The 15,833-nt window shown below is 69.9% G+C and carries 15 protein-coding genes; 6 read left to right on the top strand and 9 right to left on the bottom strand.

Features of this window, described 5'->3' with window-relative positions:
* Positions 1–156: 156 nt before the first annotated feature.
* From ACZ64A_RS25560 to ACZ64A_RS25550, 3 genes are all read right to left on the bottom strand, one after another.
* The gene (locus ACZ64A_RS25560) at positions 157–879 is read right to left on the bottom strand and encodes a YidC/Oxa1 family membrane protein insertase (RefSeq protein ID WP_469813409.1); all 723 of its coding nucleotides are present in this window, start codon (positions 877–879) and stop codon (positions 157–159) included.
* 132 nt (positions 880–1,011) lie between these two features.
* Entirely contained in the window at positions 1,012–1,323 is a 312-nt protein-coding gene (locus tag ACZ64A_RS25555; RefSeq protein WP_469813407.1) for a DUF6412 domain-containing protein, read from the bottom strand.
* Between the two features lie 65 nt (positions 1,324–1,388).
* The gene (locus ACZ64A_RS25550) at positions 1,389–1,997 is read right to left on the bottom strand and encodes a winged helix-turn-helix transcriptional regulator (RefSeq protein ID WP_469813405.1); all 609 of its coding nucleotides are present in this window, start codon (positions 1,995–1,997) and stop codon (positions 1,389–1,391) included.
* A gap of 167 nt (positions 1,998–2,164) precedes the next feature.
* On the opposite strand from ACZ64A_RS25550, the gene ACZ64A_RS25545 reads away from it, so the two are divergent.
* The 3 genes from ACZ64A_RS25545 (at position 2,165) to ACZ64A_RS25535 (ending at position 8,286) form a co-directional block, all read left to right on the top strand.
* Positions 2,165–3,586, top strand: coding sequence for an MFS transporter (locus ACZ64A_RS25545; RefSeq protein WP_469813404.1), 1,422 nt, complete (start codon positions 2,165–2,167; stop codon positions 3,584–3,586).
* Positions 3,587–3,671: 85 nt separating this feature from the next.
* On the top strand, positions 3,672–4,688 hold the full coding sequence (locus tag ACZ64A_RS25540) for an SEC-C metal-binding domain-containing protein (protein WP_469813403.1): 1,017 nt from the start codon (positions 3,672–3,674) through the stop codon (positions 4,686–4,688).
* A 388-nt stretch (positions 4,689–5,076) separates the two neighbouring features.
* Entirely contained in the window at positions 5,077–8,286 is a 3,210-nt protein-coding gene (locus ACZ64A_RS25535; RefSeq protein ID WP_469813401.1) for a DEAD/DEAH box helicase, read from the top strand.
* On the opposite strand, the gene ACZ64A_RS25530 is transcribed toward ACZ64A_RS25535, so the two are convergent.
* On the bottom strand, positions 8,283–8,945 hold the full coding sequence (locus ACZ64A_RS25530; RefSeq protein WP_469813399.1) for an ATP-binding protein: 663 nt from the start codon (positions 8,943–8,945) through the stop codon (positions 8,283–8,285). The two genes, ACZ64A_RS25535 and ACZ64A_RS25530, sit on opposite strands and share 4 nt — an antisense overlap.
* Before the next feature lie 240 nt (positions 8,946–9,185).
* Between ACZ64A_RS25530 and ACZ64A_RS25525 the strand changes: the two genes are divergently transcribed.
* Both ACZ64A_RS25525 and ACZ64A_RS25520 read left to right on the top strand, forming a co-directional pair.
* Positions 9,186–10,031: a helix-turn-helix domain-containing protein gene (locus ACZ64A_RS25525; protein WP_469813398.1), complete on the top strand. Its 846-nt coding sequence runs from the start codon at positions 9,186–9,188 to the stop codon at positions 10,029–10,031.
* A complete protein-coding gene (locus ACZ64A_RS25520; RefSeq protein WP_469813397.1) occupies positions 10,031–10,228 on the top strand; it encodes a DUF397 domain-containing protein in 198 nt (65 codons plus the stop codon). Before ACZ64A_RS25525 ends, ACZ64A_RS25520 begins: the two co-directional genes overlap by 1 nt.
* Here the strand turns inward: ACZ64A_RS25520 and ACZ64A_RS25515 are convergent.
* From ACZ64A_RS25515 to ACZ64A_RS25505, 3 genes are all read right to left on the bottom strand, one after another.
* The gene (locus ACZ64A_RS25515) at positions 10,205–11,026 is read right to left on the bottom strand and encodes an alpha/beta fold hydrolase (RefSeq protein ID WP_469813396.1); all 822 of its coding nucleotides are present in this window, start codon (positions 11,024–11,026) and stop codon (positions 10,205–10,207) included. The genes ACZ64A_RS25520 and ACZ64A_RS25515 overlap by 24 nt on opposite strands.
* An 82-nt stretch (positions 11,027–11,108) precedes the next feature.
* Complete coding sequence (locus tag ACZ64A_RS25510; protein ID WP_469813395.1) at positions 11,109–11,612, bottom strand: DUF2267 domain-containing protein; 504 nt, start codon at positions 11,610–11,612, stop codon at positions 11,109–11,111.
* A 186-nt stretch (positions 11,613–11,798) separates the two neighbouring features.
* Positions 11,799–12,224, bottom strand: coding sequence for an Hsp20/alpha crystallin family protein (locus tag ACZ64A_RS25505; RefSeq protein WP_469813393.1), 426 nt, complete (start codon positions 12,222–12,224; stop codon positions 11,799–11,801).
* A 164-nt stretch (positions 12,225–12,388) separates the two neighbouring features.
* Between ACZ64A_RS25505 and ACZ64A_RS25500 the strand changes: the two genes are divergently transcribed.
* Positions 12,389–12,703 (top strand): hypothetical protein, encoded by a 315-nt coding sequence (locus tag ACZ64A_RS25500; RefSeq protein ID WP_469813392.1) that lies wholly within the window; start codon positions 12,389–12,391, stop codon positions 12,701–12,703.
* Positions 12,704–12,755: 52 nt separating this feature from the next.
* Here ACZ64A_RS25500 and ACZ64A_RS25495 read toward each other — a convergent pair whose 3' ends face one another.
* On the bottom strand, positions 12,756–14,294 hold the full coding sequence (locus ACZ64A_RS25495) for an MFS transporter (RefSeq protein ID WP_469813390.1): 1,539 nt from the start codon (positions 14,292–14,294) through the stop codon (positions 12,756–12,758).
* Positions 14,295–14,348: 54 nt separating this feature from the next.
* Positions 14,349–15,653 carry a DUF445 domain-containing protein gene (locus ACZ64A_RS25490; protein WP_469813388.1) on the bottom strand — a complete coding sequence of 435 codons (1,305 nt, stop codon included), beginning with the start codon at positions 15,651–15,653 and terminating at the stop codon, positions 14,349–14,351.
* Positions 15,654–15,833: the final 180 nt, after the last annotated feature.

Below are 15,833 nucleotides of genomic sequence, written 5' to 3'. Positions count from 1 at the left end.
ATCGCGGGCGCCCGGCCGATGGCGCCGCCGGGTGCGGCCGTGGCGCGACAGCCATCGGAGGACTGGTCGATCCTCCAAGAGGGGGGTCCACTCCGCAAGACCCGGTTCACGTACTGGACCGTAGGGTGAGCCGGGTCCGGCCGTGGCCGAGACGGCTCAGCGGTAGAGGACCGCCCGTTCCACCGCGCTCCACGCCGTGCTGGTCACGACGTACAGCGCGGCGGCCAGCGGTACGACGGCGACGGTGACGAGGGTGAAGAAGGACATGAACGGCATGACCTTCGTGACCGCTCCGAGGCCCGGGACCTGCTCCCCCGCCCCGGCCGCCGGCATCGCCACCGGCACGTTCTCGGCCATCGTCCGCCGGGTGCGCCGGAAGTTGAACGCGGCAATGACCGCGACCAGGGCGAACAGGGCGAGGTAGACGAGTCCGGCGCCGCCGAGCGGGCCGCCCGCGGTGAGGGCGTCGGCCCAGCGGTCGCCGAGGGGTGCGGCGAGCAGCTGGTGGCCGAGCAGAGCGTTGGCCTCGCCGCCGATGCTGGTGCTGGAGAACAGGTGGTAGAGCAGGAAGAAGGCGGGCGCCTGCAAGAGGCTGGGCAGGCAGCCGGACAGCGGCGAGACCTTCTCCTCGGCGTGCAGCTCCATGATCGCCTTCTGCAGCTTCTGCGGGTCCTTGGCGTGCTTGGTGCGCAGCTCGGCGATCCGGGGCTGGAGGGCGGCCTTGGCCTTCTGCCCGCGGGCGGCGGCCCGGGACAGGGGGTGGACCAGCAGCCGGACGAGCATCGTGAACAGCACGATCGCCGCGGCGGCCGCGGAGGCGTGGAACAGGGGCTGGAGCAGCTCGGCGAGCCGCTCGACGAGGTGGGCGAAAACGGACATGGGTGAGTGGCCCTCCGGGGTCACGTCGTGCCGGAACGATGGGGATCGATGAGATCGGCATGACGAACCACGCGGGGATCCCGTCCGTCCCGGGGACGGCGGTGGTGCCCGTGGGGGCGGCGGCGGGATGCCCTACGCGGTGGTCGCCGGGAGGGCGTGTCCGGGTGCCCTGGGCCGGCGGCGGCCGGGCGCGTCGGGGTCGCGCTGGGGCAGGAAAGCCGTGCGGCGGGCACGGTCGCGTATCGCGGTGCGGACCCGTGTGGGCGGCACCGCGGGCACGCAGAGCGCCGTGACCAGTGCGCACAGCGCGAGCGTGGAGCCGACGGCGGCGGTCGCGGCGAGGGCGACGGTGGCGGAGAGGCTGCCGGTGTCGAGCAGGGCGACCTGGAGGACAAGGAGCAGCAGCGCGGCGGCGGGACGCAGCCCGGCCCAGTCGCGGTTCATCGGCTTCTCCCCCCCCGCCCCGTTCGTCGTACGCCTTGTCGGCGAAACCTTGTTCGTAAGGCCGTTTATACAGGATCCGGCCGTACAGCATCCGGTCGTACGGCGTCCGTCCGCACAGCATTCGTCCGCACCGGCTCCGGTCGTACCGGCTCCGGTTCGAGGGGCTGCAGCAGCCTGCGGGGCTGGAGCAGGGCCCGGCTGACCGGATCCGCCGGGTCGGGGTCGAGTCCCGGTCCCGGCAGCATGAGAACGTCCGGGACCGGCGCGATGGTTCCGCAGTCGGGACATTCGCCGTAGGGGCCGAGTTCGCGGTCGGTGCCGCAGGTGGCGTGGCGGAGGATGCGCAGCGGCCGCTCGCCGAAGTGCTCGCGGCCCCACAGGCCGAGCGAGCGCAGAGTGGGCCACAGGGCGATGCCGCGCTCGGTGAGGACGTACTCGTCGCGCGGCGGTGACTGCTGGTACCGGCGCTTGGCCAGGATTCCGTGCTCGGTGAGGGTCTGCAGGCGGGCGGCGAGGACGGCGCGCGGGATGCAGAGGTGGACGAGGAAGTCGTTGTAGCGCCGGACGCCGAAGAACGCGTCGCGGATGACGAGCAGCGTCCACCGCTCACCGACGACCTCCAGCGCCCGGGCGATCGAGCACTCCTGCGCCGCGTAGTCCTTGCCCAGTGCCATGAGGCCACTGTACCGATTTCCGGTCCATAGGTTCAATCACCGAACCTACCCTGCTACGGTGACGGAGTCCGTATAGGTTCAGTGACCGAACCTTCAGGTTCGACGACCGGTTCGGGCCGGCTCGCGGGGTCGTCGGCCCCGAAGACCCGCTCGGAAGGGAAACCGTCATGCCCAGCTCCGACCTCCCCGGCAGCGTCGAGGCGGCCTCCGCACCACCAGGCCCCCCGGCGGCCGGTCGGAAGACGGCTGCCGCCCCCGCCGCCGTCCGCCCGCGCGCCACCCTCGCCCTGACCAGCGCGGCCACGGCCATCGCGCTGATGACGTACACCGCGCCGATGGTCACACTCCCCGACACGGCCGCCGATCTGCACACCCCGCTGTCCGCGCAGGCCTGGCTGCTCAACGGCACCCCGCTCGGCCTCGCCGCCCTGCTGCTGGTCGCCGGCAGCCTCGCCGACGACTACGGCCGCCGCCGGATCTTCACCGCGGGCACCCTGGCCCTCGGCCTGACCACGGCTCTCGGCGCGCTGACCACCTCGACCTGGCTGTTCACGCTGGCCCGCATCGCGCAGGGCGCGGCCAGCGCGGCCCTGCTGGCGAGCAGCCTCGGCCTGATCGTGCACGCGTACCCGACCCCGCGCGGCCGCCTGCACGCGACCGGAGTGTGGGGCGCGTTCGTCTCCGGCGGCATCGCCGTCGGCCCGCTGCTCACCGGATCCATGCCGGACTGGCGGGTCGCGTACGGCGTCCTCGGCGCGGCGGCGGTAGTGACGGCGGCCCTGGCCGCGCGCACCCTGACGGAGTCACGCGCCCCGCGCGGCGGGCGCCCCGACCTGCTCGGCGCGCTCACCTTCGGCCCGGCGCTGATCTGCCTGGTCGCCGCGCTGACGCTGGGCCGCGACGGCTGGCTGCGCGCCCCGGTGGGCCTGTTGCTGCTGGCCACCCTGGTCCTGCTCGCCCTGTTCGCGGTGGCCGAACGCCGCACGGCCACCCCGATGATCGACCTGACCCTGCTGCGCCGCCCCCGGTTCCTCGCGTCCTCCGCGGGCGGCCTGTTCACCGGCCTCGCGGTGATCGGCCTGTTCAGCTATCTGCCGGCGCTGCTCCAGCGGACGCTCGGGATGTCGGCGATGGCGACGGCGTGGCTGTTCCTGCTGTGGTCCGGCCTGTCCTTCGTCGTGGCGTTGCAGGCGCGGCGCCTGGCGGGCCGCATCCCGCCGCGCCTGCAGCTGGCGGCGGGCTTCGTCCTGCACGCGGCGGCCGCGCTGACCATGCTCGGGGCGCTGTCTGCCCACTCCTGGCCGCGCCTGCTGCCGGGCCTGCTGATCGGCGGGATCGGCAGCGGCCTGCTGAACGCCGCGCTTCCGCTGGTCTCGGTCGAGTCGGTCCCGCCGGAGCGCGCGGCGATGGGCTCCGGCGCCCAGCAGACGTTCCGTTACATCGGCTCCTGCGCGGGCGTCGCCCTGACCATCGCCCTGGCGACCTCCACGGGGAGCCTGTCCGACGGCGCGGACGTCGCCCTGCTGGTGTCGGCGGCCCTGGCGGCCGTGGGCGGCCTCGCGGTGGGGGTACTGCGGGAGCGGGCATGACGACGTGAGGCGGCCCCGTCAGGTCGTACACCCCCGGCCTGCGGATCCCTGACGTTTGTCATTCATCGGCAGTACGGTGTCCCCCATGCGCTCCGACACGCCTGCCGAGAACGTCGACCACACCGCCGAAGCGGCACGCCTGGCGCGGACCGCCGGCCTGTATCCCGAGGACGCGGAAGCCCTGCTGCTGCGGGCCGCGGCCCACCTGGAACTCGCCGGCGACCGCCCCGCCGCGACGACCCTCTACGACCGCCTGCTCGCGACGGGGGACGCCCTGGAGCGCCCCCACCTGGTCCGCGCCCGCAAGGCCGCGAACCTCTGGGAGTACGACCACGAGGCCGAGGCCCGCGCGATCATCGAGGGCATCCGGGTGGCCGCCCCCCGCGATCCGCTCCCCTGGGTGATCGTCGCGGAGGCCCTGGAGTCCCACGACGAACTGGAGGCGGCCCAGGACACGTTCACGCAGGCCGCGCACCTGCTGCTCCCCTCGGAGGGCGAGCCGCCCTACTCCGCGCGCCCCCTCCTCTTCGGCCGCCACCGGGTCCGCCGCATGCTGGGCCTGCCCCACGACGACTGGGACACCCTGGCGGACACCCTGAACACCGCGCCGGTCCCCCTGGACGAACTCCACGACCCGAAACGCGTCTGGTCCCTGGGCTCCTCGAACCCGGCGGAACTCCAGGCGGAGATCTCCCGCCTCCAGGCCGAGCTGGGCACGTACCGAGAGGCGCTCTCCCGCCCGTTCCCGGTGGCGGTCCTGCACTGGCCGGCCCCGGAACTCGCCGAACTGGTCGCCGACCACCCGGCCCTGGCCGAGGAGTACCCCTCCTACGAGGCCCACCTCGCGACGATAGAGACGTCCCTGCGCGAGCTGGCCGCCTCCGGCACCCCCAACCTGGGCATCGTCACCGGCACGGTCCCGTCCTACGAAGCCTTCGCCGCCTCGGAGGCCACACCCCCGTCGGACCCGACCCTCCTCCCCCAGTACGCGACGACCTTGGCAGCCCGAGGCCGAGCGATGCCCTGGCCGCCGGAGCGGGGGGAGGCTTGCTGGTGCGGGTCGGGGGCGGTTTATGGGGAGTGTCACGGCGCCTCAGCCTGAGCCACACGCCCCCACGGCCCGCAAGCCGCCAAGCCACCCGGCGTGCATGCGAGACGCGGTCGCGCCCCGCACGCCGGCCGCTCCCCAAGTGACCGGGCCCCACGCAACTGGGGCCCCGCTCCCCTTCCGGCCGCCCGCTCGCTTCTCCCCCGTGCTGGAGCGGCCCGAGTCAAGGGTGGCCCGGAGGGCCATCGCCGAAGGCGACGCGCAGCGCCCTTTACTCGGGCCGCGGAAGCACGACACTGCCGAAGAAGCGGGTGGCCGACGGTGCAGTGGCAGCAGGCTGCGCCCTCTCTGCGCTCAGCGCCCGCAAGCCATCCCTTTCTGGCAAGGACGCGCCGGGTGTCAGTGACACCTGTTAGAACTGATCGGCATCAGGGCTAAGGCCATGGGGTCGTGCGCAAGGGCGCAGGTCAAGACAGCAAGACAGAGGGGGCCAGGGGTGGCGCATTCGGGGGGCGTGAGGAAACCGGTAGCGGGCGTCTATGAAGAGCTCATCACCGAGGGCCTGCAGGAACGGATAGGGGGACTGACCGCAGCGGGGTGGAAGGCCATCGATGTAGAGGTCAGCGCGGAGTCCACCCCTCATGTGCTGGCTCGCTACATCGGTGACGCGGTGGCCCAAGAGTTGAGTCAGGTCCCGCGCGATCAGCAGGTCGCTGTGGCGAACCGTGTCTTGCAGGCGTTGACCGGCACCTCACCGGGGACCAAGGCCGCTCAGGAAGCCGGAGTCCCGGACGCCATCCTCGAGGGACCGCGCCAGTTGATCGCCCTGGCCGAGCAGGAAGCTCCTGGTGTCTACGCCGTACGCCCACTGACTCCCCTGTCGGAGACGGCGCTCATCACCAACTCGCCGGAGGACCCCAGCCTCGGCAGTGAACTGCGCGCGGAGCTGGCCACAGCCGACCGTGTCGACCTGATCTGCGCGTTTGTGAAGTGGTACGGGCTGCGGGTGCTTGAGGACTCCCTCCGTGCCGCCCGGGGCCGGGGAATTCCCATCCGTGTCATCACGACCACCTACATCGGCGCCACCGACCGTCACGCGCTGGACCGTCTCGTCCGCGACTTCGGCGCACAGGTCAAGGTCAACTACGAACTCCGCTCGACGCGATTGCATGCGAAGGCGTGGCTCTTCCGGCGCAACAGCGGCTTTGATACGGCGTATGTCGGTAGCTCCAACCTCTCGAAGGCCGCCTTGCTCGATGGGCTGGAGTGGAATGTTCGCCTGTCCTCGGTCGCCACACCCGCGGTGCTCAACAAGTTCGAGGCGACCTTCGACGCCTACTGGAACGACAGCGCATTCGAGACGTACGACCCGGACACCGACGGTGAGCGCCTGGACCAGGCCCTCGCCCAGGCCAGCGGGAACGGTCCCTCAACCGATCTGAAGATCAACCTCTCTGGCCTTGAGGTGCGTGCCTTCCCTCACCAGCAGGACATGCTTGAGCGTCTCCGTGTGGAGCGTGAGATCCGGGGGCGGAACCGAAATCTCCTGGTTGCAGCCACAGGGACCGGCAAGACGGTCATGGCGGCGTTGGACTACCGCAACCTGCAACAAAGGCTCGGGGACGGCTATCCCCGGCTTCTGTTCGTGGCCCACCGCAAGGAGATCCTCAACCAGTCGATCCGCACCTATCGTGAGGTGCTCGACAACGCGTCCTTCGGTGAACTGCTTTACGGCGGCCAGGACCCGAACGACTGGAACCATGTCTTCGCCAGCGTTCAGTCACTGAACGTGCAGCGACTGGAACAACTCGACCCCGAACACTTCGACATCATCGTCATTGATGAGTTCCACCACGCCACGGCCGCCACCTACCGCCGGGTCCTCGATCACTTCAAGCCGAAGGAACTTCTGGGCCTCACCGCGACGCCGGAACGCATGGACGGGCTCAACGTGCAGGACGAGTTCTTTGACGGCCGCATCGCGGCGGAAATGCGCCTGTGGGAAGCGCTCGAGAACGACCTGCTCTGCCCCTTCCACTACTTCGGCATTCCGGACGGAACGGACCTCACCAACCTGGGCTGGCAGAGGGGGGCCTACACAGATCGTGACCTCGACGACCTCTACACCGGCAATCACGCCCGAGCTCGTATCGTCGTCAAGCAGATCCGCGACAAGGTCGCCAACCCCGGTGCCATGCGCGCACTCGGCTTCTGTGTGTCCAAGGCTCACGCACACTTCATGGCCGACTTCTTCCGGCAGGCCGGGTTCACAGCCGTCGCGCTGGACAGCGACTCACCTGCTGAAGCGCGCGCCAAGGCACTGGCTGAGCTCCGCGACGGCCGGCTGCAGGTGATCTTCTCCGTCGACCTGTTCAACGAGGGCCTCGACATACCCGACGTCGACACGCTGCTGTTGCTGCGGCCGACGAACAGCGCCACTGTCTTTCTCCAGCAGTTGGGCAGGGGATTGCGGCGCACCGCCACGAAGCCGGTCGTGACGGTTCTCGACTTCATCGGCCAGCACCGGACGGAGTTCCGCTTCGAGGAGCAGTTCCGGGCACTGACCAACCTCACCCGCAACCGCCTTGTCGACCACATCGAGCACGACTTCCCGCAACTCCCCTCCGGATGCCAGATCATCCTTGAGGGCAAGGCGAAGGACCTCATCCTCGGCAACATCCGTGCGCAGTTGGGTGCGACGATCAAAACGTTGGTGAAGGAGGTCAAGGAGTACCGCGAGCCTCGCCTCGCTGACTATCTACGGGAGAGCCGCCGTGAGATCAAGGAACTGTACAAGAGCGACAACTCCTGGACGGCGGTGCTGCGTAGGGCGGGCTTGGTAAGTGACTCTGCTCCGGATGGAGAAGCGGCACTTCTGAAGCGCGTTCATGCCTTCTTGCACGTTGATGATGCTGAGCGGGCCCAGGCTTACCTCCGGCTGCTCGCCGACGACGCCCCTGCCTACGCAAGCCTCCCGCCCAAGGACCAGGCGTACGCCCGCATGCTCTTCTTCAACCTCTGGGACGATGCAGGCGGCTACACGAGCTTCGAAGATGGTCTTGAGGCTCTGCGCGAGCAGGGGGCCGTCCGAGACGAACTGCGGCAAGTGCTGACGTACGTCATCGAGCGCTCTGATCACTACCCCATCGACCTGTCAGGACCGCACCGCGACCTTCCTCTCAAGGTGCACAGCGCCTACAACCGCTCGGAAATCCTGGCCGCACTCGGAGTAGCCCGCTTCGGTGGGCAGATGCCCCGGTCGTTTGCACAGGGTGTGCAGTGGGTGGAGGACCTCAAAACGGACGCTCTTCTCGTCACGCTGGAGAAGAACGAGAAGGACTTCTCCCCGACCGTTCGCTACAAGGACTACGCCCTGAGCCCCACGCTCTTCCACTGGGAGTCGCAGAACGCCACCGCAGAGAACTCAGCCACAGGTCTGCGCTATCAGGAACACGTCCAGCAGGGCAGCCACGTGCTCCTGTTCATGCGGCGGTACAAGAACACCGACATAGGCAAGCCTCAACCGTGGATGCTCCTCGGTCCGGCCACGTACGTCGAACACAAAGGCAGCAAGCCGATGGGAATCACCTGGCGCCTCGCGCATGAACTGCCAGCCGATGTGTGGACGTACGCGGCCATCGCGGCGAATTAGCCAACCGAGGGCGATCCAGCACGCGCAGCCTGGGCCTCGAAGTGCGTCTGCGCTCGATCCAGGACGTCATCGGCGTCCCGCCCATGCGTCTGGAGCCAGTGGAGGAGGTCCGTGATGATGTCGATGGCGGCCTCCTCCGCACAGGTCAGCCACAGCCGGCCCGTGCCCATATGGTCGGTGCCGCCCTGTGCGCGCTCGATGCCGCCCCCGTACAAATCCAGCAGGCCTTGCGCTCTGGAGATGCGGGGGGATGGACGCTCCACGGGCGAGAGGGGCCGCCCGACGGCCAACTCACACCACGTCACCTTTCGATCTGGGTGCAATTCCACGCCCCAGCGGTCGGCGGTGGCCGTTACGAGGGCCATCCCTCGGCCGCCTTCACTGTCGACTTCGGCTTCGACGAGAGCGGGGAGTGCCCGCGTGTCCGGGTCGTGCACCTCGATCCGCACGTACCGGCCATCCGTGGAGACGACGAGGGTCGCCGGAGTCCCCGGGCCAACGTGGGTGATGACATTGGACACCAGCTCGCTGACGCAGAGTTCGGAAGGCTCCACGAGCTCGGGCAGCCGCCACATCTCTAACTGGAGGCGCAGCAACCGCCGGAGGGCGGAGACCTCATGGGGCTCTGCGAGAAGCGGTAGCTTCCAGAGCCTCGTCATGACCTGAGCCTCGTTGCTTGTGCCGTCCATCCCAGGCATCCCCTCGTGCGACGTGGTTGCGCTATGTAGCCCCTGACACACATAGAGTTGCACTGAAACTCTCAAAATGAAACTCTCACAAAGATGCCGAGGGCAGCAGCAGGAGCGCAGTACTCACCACGCGCCCCCGGCGCACACCGTCTTGCCGTCCCGCTCGGGCAGCGGGGACGATCTCTTGGAGCGACACGGAGGGCCTTTCATATGGCAGTTGGACCCACGACTCGCAGGCGCCAGCTGGGCGCGGACTTGCGTCGTCTCCGAGAGGGCACGGGGTTGACCCTGGAGGAAGCGGGCGCCCGCGTCGGCATCTCCAAGGCGACCCTGAGCCGCTATGAGACGAAGGAGGGAACGGTCAAGTGGCCTGCTGTAGACGCCCTGTGCCGCGAGTACGGCGCATCTGAAGCGGAACGGGTCGCCCTCGTTGAGCTCGCGAAGGGCGCCAAGATTCAGGGATGGTGGCGTTCTCTGGCCGACCCCATCCCCGACTCCATGAACCTCATGCTCACCCTCGAGGACGAGGTGGTGCGCGAGGACCACTACGCCTGCATGTACATCCCCGGGCTGCTTCAGACCCGGGCTTACGCAGAGGCGGTTCACCGTGCTTCGGAAGTGCAGTGCCCCGAGCGGGAAGTGCAGCACATGGTGGACATTCGCATGAAGCGCCAGGAGTTGCTGGAGCGGGAAGACCCTCCCCACATCTGGTGTGTCGTCGACGAGGCGGCTCTTCGTCGACAGGTCGGCGGTCATGAGGTGATGCGGGAACAACTGCGTCACCTTCTGATCACCTTGGACCGGCCCCGAGTGACCGTTCAGGTGCTGCCGTTCTCCAAGGGCGCCCATGCAGCCGCTGTCGGCAGCTTCGCCGTCCTGCGAGGCCCCTCTCGAGAACTGGACGTGGTTTACGTCGATCTACTCGGCGGCGGTCTCTTCATGGAGAAGCCGAAGGAACTGGAGCGCTATAGGTTGGCGTTCGAATACCTGAGCGCTCAGGCACTCGACCTCGAGTCCTCAGCGGACATCATCGATCGCATAAGCAAGGAGCTCTGATGACGGCGCAGTCCACACCTCAGTGGTTCACATCCTCCTACAGCGGCGGTAGCGGGACCGAGTGCGTGGAGTGTGCCCACGTCGACAGGGGCACGCTCGTGCGGGACTCCAAGATGGATGACGGTGACGTCCTCGTCGTCCCTGATGAGGCGTGGCGCGCCTTCATACGTTGGTCAGCCGTCGGCGCGGGTGCCTGAGCCCTGCTTGTCCGGCTCCTTCAGGAACGTCTTGATCCTTTCGTACACCTCCCCCGGCGCATCCAGATGCACGTCATGTCCCGCCCCCGCCACCACCTCCACCCGGGTCTCCGGGCGGCGGGCGTGCATCTCCTCCGCCTCCTGCGGGCGCATCGTGCCCTGTTCGCCCCGCAGGACCAGCGTCGGGCAGGTGATCCGGGACCAGTCCGTCCAGTAGTTCTCGGTGGCCAGTTCGGTCACCGCTGCGACCATCGTGGCGCGGTCGACGCGGGCGTGGAGGCCGTCCTCGCCTTGTTCCAGGCCTCGGGCCCAGGCCTCGTGGCCGAAGAAGGCCGTTGCCGATGACAGGGTCGGGAACGGGGTCGGCCAGCTGTCCAGCCAGGCGGCTATGTCGGCGGGGAGGGACGGCGTGCTGCACGCCGGGCCCGCCTCTATCAGGGTCAGGTTCGCGACCAGGGCCGGGTGGCGGGAGGCCAGGAGGAGGGCTGTCAGGCCGCCCAGGGACTGGCCGATCAGGGAGACACGCGGCAGCGACAGGTGGTCGATCAGGGTCGCCGCGTCCGAGACGGCTGCCGCTCGGGTCATGTCGGGCGGGGTGCGGGTGCTCGCGCCGTGGCCTCGGGCGTCGTAGCGGATCACTCTGTGGCCGTCGGCGAGGAGGCGGGCGGTCAGGTCGTCCCATTCGCCCCGGTGGCCCGCCAGGCCGTGGAGGAGGACGAGCGGCGGGCCCGGCGGGTCTGCCGGGCCCTGGTCGTCGTAGGCGAGGGCGGTGCCGTCCGGGGTCTTCACATAGCGCACACGGGCAGTGTCGGTCGCAACCTCCGGTCGGCGCCAGTCCGTTCGGCGGCGGACGCGACTCCGCCGGAGCCGGGACCGGTGCCTAGTGGTGCGGGGCCAGGTCCGCCCGGCCGAACAGGAGGGCGTAGCCCGGGGGGAGTTCGGCGAGGATACGGGTCGTCAGGTCCTCCCCTATCAGGGGCGGCAGGACGCTCAGCACGGAGCTGACGTCCCAGCGGGCCGTCGCCGGGGTCGCGCCCTCGATGCGGGCAGCCACCGAGTCGACGAACTCCGCGGCCGTGAGCCGGCGGGTGACCGGGATCTGGGAGGCGACCACGCAGGCCGCCTCCGGCGGCAGGGACTGCGCGAGGGCCACGCGTTCCTCGCCTATGACATGGCCGCCGAGTGCCGACAGGACGACGCGGGTGACCGTCTCGGCCTGCCCTCTCGTCGCATACTGGCCCATCTCCTTCACCGCATCGGTCAGCGCCCGCCAGCCTTCGTCCCCTGCCATCGGCTTGCGGGGCTGCGGCGGTGCGGGGGTCGGTGTCCTCAACGGCGTCGTGGTGGGCGGCAGTGTCGTCGTGTTCGGCACCGTCGTCGTCATGTGCGGCGTCCTCCTCCGGATCCCGATCGTTGGCGGGCGCGGGCTGCGTCGAGCCGTGGCGCCCGTAACCGAATCCCCTGCCGGGCGGTTCGTACACGTCTCACATCTCAGATATGGCGTGAAGTCCTCGGTGGCGGCGCGGTGCGGGCCGGGGCCCGGCGGCCCCGACCCGTCCATCGGCCTGGCTCAGCCGTTCAGTTCCCTGCGCCGGTCGCCGCCTCCGCTGATCCGGATACGGCGCGGCTTCGCCTGTTCCGCCACCGGGATGCGCAGGGTCAGGACGCCGGCCTCGTACGACGCGTCGATGCGTTCGGTGTCGAGGGTCTCGCCGAGGAACAGCTGGCGCGTGAAGGTGCCGGTGGGCCGCTCGGAGGCGATGACCTCCGCGTCCTGGGGCGCGGGCGACCTGCGCTCGGCGCGGACGTTGAGGACGTTGCGCTCGACGTCGAGTTCGATCGACTCGGGGTCGATGCCGGGGAGGTCGAAGTGGACCAGGAAGTCGTCCCCGGACCGGTAGGCGTCCATCGCCATCGCCGTCGGGCGGGCCATGGCGCCGAAGACCTGCTGTGTGACCCTGTCGAGCTCACGGAACGGGTCGGTGCGCATGAGCATCACTGGTCACTCCCTTCGATGCCTACGTGCTGTACGTGGTGCCTCATGCGGGGGCTTCTCTTTTTATATAGCTCCGGGGAGGAAAGTTGACAAGGGGGGACTCAGGAACGGTCCGCCCGCGTGCCGGGGTTAGCCTCGGGGCAGACCGATTCGAGGAGGCAGGCATGGCGAAGGTTCCCAGCTCGGTGGTGGCCGCGGGCGGACTCGTCGGCGGCTACGGCGTCGCCCGCTGGACCAAGAAGCGGCAGTTCGGCGGGGCCGTCCTGGCCGTCGCCGGGGCCGCCGCCGCTCAGCAGTGGCGCGCGCGTGCCGGTGGCCGGGCCGCGGGGGCGCTGACCGCCGCGTATGTCGCCGCCTTCGCCGGTTCGCATCCGCTCGCCAAGAAGGTGGGCGCCTGGCCGGCCGTCTTCGGGGTCGCGGGCGCCGTCGCCCTCGCCTCCTGGGCCGTCGCCGACCGGGGCAGCGCCGGGAACCGGTGACCCACGGACGGCGCCCGCGGCGGGCCTGGGCCGCCGCGGGCGCCGTCCGGAGTCACGCCGTAGCCGGCTTGGACCCCGGGTGCCCCGGCCCCGTACCGGGCGTGCCCGGTGTGCCCGCCGCGCCCGTCGCCTTCTTCGCCACCGCCGTCAGCGGCTGGGCGATGTCCTCCAGCGAGCGGCGTTCCGCGTTCACCGCGAGGAACGCCGCCACCAGCCCGGCCGCGCACATCAGCGCCGCGCCGATGGAGAAGGCGAGGACCGTGTCGCCGACCTTGCCGGTGCCCGTGAGGTCCGCGAACAGCACGGGCCCGCTGATGCCGCCGGCGGCCGTGCCGAGGGCGTAGAAGAACGCGATGGACATCGCCCGGGTCTCCATCGGGAAGATCTCGGACACCGTCAGATACGCGCTGCTCGCGCCCGCCGAGGCGAAGAACAGCACCGCGCACCAGCACGCGGTCAGCGTCGTGGCGTTCAGATGACCCTGGCCGAACAGCCATGCCGTGCCGAACAGCAGCAGGCCGGACAGCAGGTAGGTGGAGGCGATCATCACCCGGCGCCCGACCGTGTCGAAGAGCTTGCCGAGCAGCAGCGGGCCGCAGAAGTTGCCGACCGCGATGACCGCGAAGTAGTAGCCGGTGTGGTCGGCCGGCACCTTGAAGAACGTCGTCAGGATCGCGCCGAAGCCGAAGGTGATCGCGTTGTACAGGAACGCCTGGCCGATGAAGAGGGAGAAACCGAGGATCGCGCGGCGGCGGTAGCGGGAGAAGACCGTGCGGGCGATCTCCACGAAGGTGACGCTGCGGCGCTGGTGGATGGTGATCTCGCCCTCGGGCTCCGGCAGCCGGGCGCCGCCCTTCTCCGACTCCACCTTCCGTTCGATGGAGGTGACGATCTCCTCCGCCTCCCGGTCCCTGCCGTGGATCAGCAGCCAGCGCGGGCTCTCCGGGACGTGACGCCGTACGAGGAGGATGACCAGGGCGAGGACGGCGCCGAGCGCGAAGGTCAGCCGCCAGCCGACGTCCGCGGGCAGGATCGCGGTGTTCAGCGCGAGGATCGACAGCAGGGAGCCGCCGACCGCGCCCAGCCAGAAGCTGCCGTTGATCATGAGGTCGACGCGGCCGCGGTAGTTCGCCGGGATCAGCTCGTCGATCGCGGAGTTGATGGCCGCGTACTCGCCGCCGATGCCGAAGCCGGTGAGGAAGCGGAAGAGGAAGAACCACCAGGCGTCGAAGGAGACCGCGGTCAGGGCGGTGGCCGCCAGATACACCGCCAGGGTGATCATGAAGAGTTTTTTGCGGCCCCAGCGGTCCGTCAGGCGGCCCCAGAACAGGGCGCCCGCGCAGGCACCGGCCACGTACAGGGCGGCGGCGGTGCCGGTGATCTGGCCGGAGCTGATGTCCAGTCCGCTGCCGGGTTCCGACAGCCGGCTGGCGATGTTCCCGACGACGGTCACCTCGAGGCCGTCCAGGATCCACACCGTGCCGAGGCCGATGACGATCGTCCAGTGCCAGCGGGACCACGGCAGACGGTCGAGACGGGCGGGGATGTTCGTGGTGACGGTACGGCCGGACTCGGCCTCCGCGGTGGTCATGGGCACCCTCCTCCTTGAGCGAACCGCTCGATCGGGTGCCCGGCCGACGCCGCTTTACGCTCCGAGTACCTGCGTCACGACGTAGATGAGCAGACCGGCCAGGGAGCCCACCACGGTGCCGTTGATGCGGATGAACTGCAGGTCGCGGCCGATGTGCGCCTCGATCTTGCGGGTGGTGTGCTCCGCGTCCCAGCCCGCGACGGTGTCGGTGATGAGGGAGGTGATCTCCTTGCGGTAGGTGGTGACGACGTGCACGGCGGCGCCCTCCACCCAGCGGTCGACCTTGCCCTGCGTGGCCGGGTCCGACGCCATCCGGGCGCCGAGGGCGAGCAGGGAGGAGCGCACCCGCAGCCGCAGTTCGCTGCGTTCGTCCTCCGCCGCGGAGACGATCATGGAGCGTACGGCGGTCCACGCGGACGCGATCAGGTCCTGCACCTCGCCCCGGCCCAGCACGTCGCCCTTGAGCCGCTCCACCCGGGAGCGGGTGTCGGTGTCGGACTGCAGATCACCGGCGAAGTCGGTGAGGAAACGGTCCAGGGCGCCGCGCGCGGGGTGCGAGGGCATGTCGCGCATCTCGGCGCAGAAACGCAGCAGTTCCTTGTAGACGCGCTCGCCGACCTTGCGGTCCACGAACCGCGGGGTCCAGCCGGGCGCGCCGCCCTGGACGGCGTCCATCACGGAGTCGCCGTGCAGCACCAGCCAGTCGTGGGCGCGGGTGACGACCAGGTCGACGACGCGTTTGTGCCCGCCGTCGGCGACGATCTTCTCCAGCATCTTGCCGAGGCCGGGGCCGATCTCCTGGGCGTTCGCCCGCCGGGTGATGGCCTCGCCGACCACCGCCTGCACATCGGAGTCGCGCAGCACGGTCAGCGCGCCGCGCAGGGCCGTGGACAGCTCGGCGGTCACCCGGTCCGCGTTGGCGGGTTCGGCGAGCCAGGCGCCGAGCCGGCTGCCGATGCCGACGGCGCGCAGCCGCTGCCGTACGACGTCCTCGGACAGGAAGTTCTCGCCGACGAACTCGCCCAGGGAGACGCCCAGCTGGTCCTTCTTGTTCGGGATGATCGCCGTGTGCGGGATGGGCAGGCCCAGGGGGTGGCGGAAGAGGGCGGTGACCGCGAACCAGTCGGCGAGCGCGCCGACCATGCCGGCCTCGGCGGCCGCGGCGACGTACGCCGCCCAGGCGCCCGCGCCGGAGTCGTCCGCCCACTTCGCGAGGACGTAGACCACGGCGACCAGGAGCAGCAGACCGGTCGCGGTGAGTTTCATCCGGCGCACACCGCGGCGGCGCTCCTCGTCGGCGGGGCCGAAAGCGGTCATGGCGCGCGTGGGCGTCTCGCCGGCCTTTATCTCCGATTGCATCCGCTCGGTCCGCTCCGTCCGCTCCGTCCGGTCATGGTTGCCTCACCCATTGTCTCTTTCCGGTTCCCTCCTGCCCCGTAGGAGCGACTCCCGGCGCCGGTGAAAGGTTCCCGGCGGGGCGACGCGCTCGGTTCCCGGCGGGGCGACGCGGGCGGGTGGAGGGTTCCCCTGCGACCCACC

The organism is Streptomyces sp. NPDC104814, from assembly GCF_055583185.1.
The sequence above is the reverse complement of the archived record's forward strand: the minus strand, read 5'-3'. Positions and strand labels throughout refer to the sequence as shown.

Coding starts and splice junctions, on each gene's coding strand:
- ACZ64A_RS25560 (WP_469813409.1), bottom strand. CDS start 879: ATGTCCGTTTTCGCCCACCTCGTCGAGCGGCTCGCCGAGCTGCTCCAG.
- ACZ64A_RS25555 (WP_469813407.1), bottom strand. CDS start 1,323: ATGAACCGCGACTGGGCCGGGCTGCGTCCCGCCGCCGCGCTGCTGCTC.
- ACZ64A_RS25550 (WP_469813405.1), bottom strand. CDS start 1,997: ATGGCACTGGGCAAGGACTACGCGGCGCAGGAGTGCTCGATCGCCCGG.
- ACZ64A_RS25545 (WP_469813404.1), top strand. CDS start 2,165: ATGCCCAGCTCCGACCTCCCCGGCAGCGTCGAGGCGGCCTCCGCACCA.
- ACZ64A_RS25540 (WP_469813403.1), top strand. CDS start 3,672: ATGCGCTCCGACACGCCTGCCGAGAACGTCGACCACACCGCCGAAGCG.
- ACZ64A_RS25535 (WP_469813401.1), top strand. CDS start 5,077: ATGGGGTCGTGCGCAAGGGCGCAGGTCAAGACAGCAAGACAGAGGGGG.
- ACZ64A_RS25530 (WP_469813399.1), bottom strand. CDS start 8,945: ATGACGAGGCTCTGGAAGCTACCGCTTCTCGCAGAGCCCCATGAGGTC.
- ACZ64A_RS25525 (WP_469813398.1), top strand. CDS start 9,186: ATGGCAGTTGGACCCACGACTCGCAGGCGCCAGCTGGGCGCGGACTTG.
- ACZ64A_RS25520 (WP_469813397.1), top strand. CDS start 10,031: ATGACGGCGCAGTCCACACCTCAGTGGTTCACATCCTCCTACAGCGGC.
- ACZ64A_RS25510 (WP_469813395.1), bottom strand. CDS start 11,612: ATGACGACGACGGTGCCGAACACGACGACACTGCCGCCCACCACGACG.
- ACZ64A_RS25505 (WP_469813393.1), bottom strand. CDS start 12,224: ATGCTCATGCGCACCGACCCGTTCCGTGAGCTCGACAGGGTCACACAG.
- ACZ64A_RS25500 (WP_469813392.1), top strand. CDS start 12,389: ATGGCGAAGGTTCCCAGCTCGGTGGTGGCCGCGGGCGGACTCGTCGGC.
- ACZ64A_RS25495 (WP_469813390.1), bottom strand. CDS start 14,294: ATGACCACCGCGGAGGCCGAGTCCGGCCGTACCGTCACCACGAACATC.
- ACZ64A_RS25490 (WP_469813388.1), bottom strand. CDS start 15,653: ATGCAATCGGAGATAAAGGCCGGCGAGACGCCCACGCGCGCCATGACC.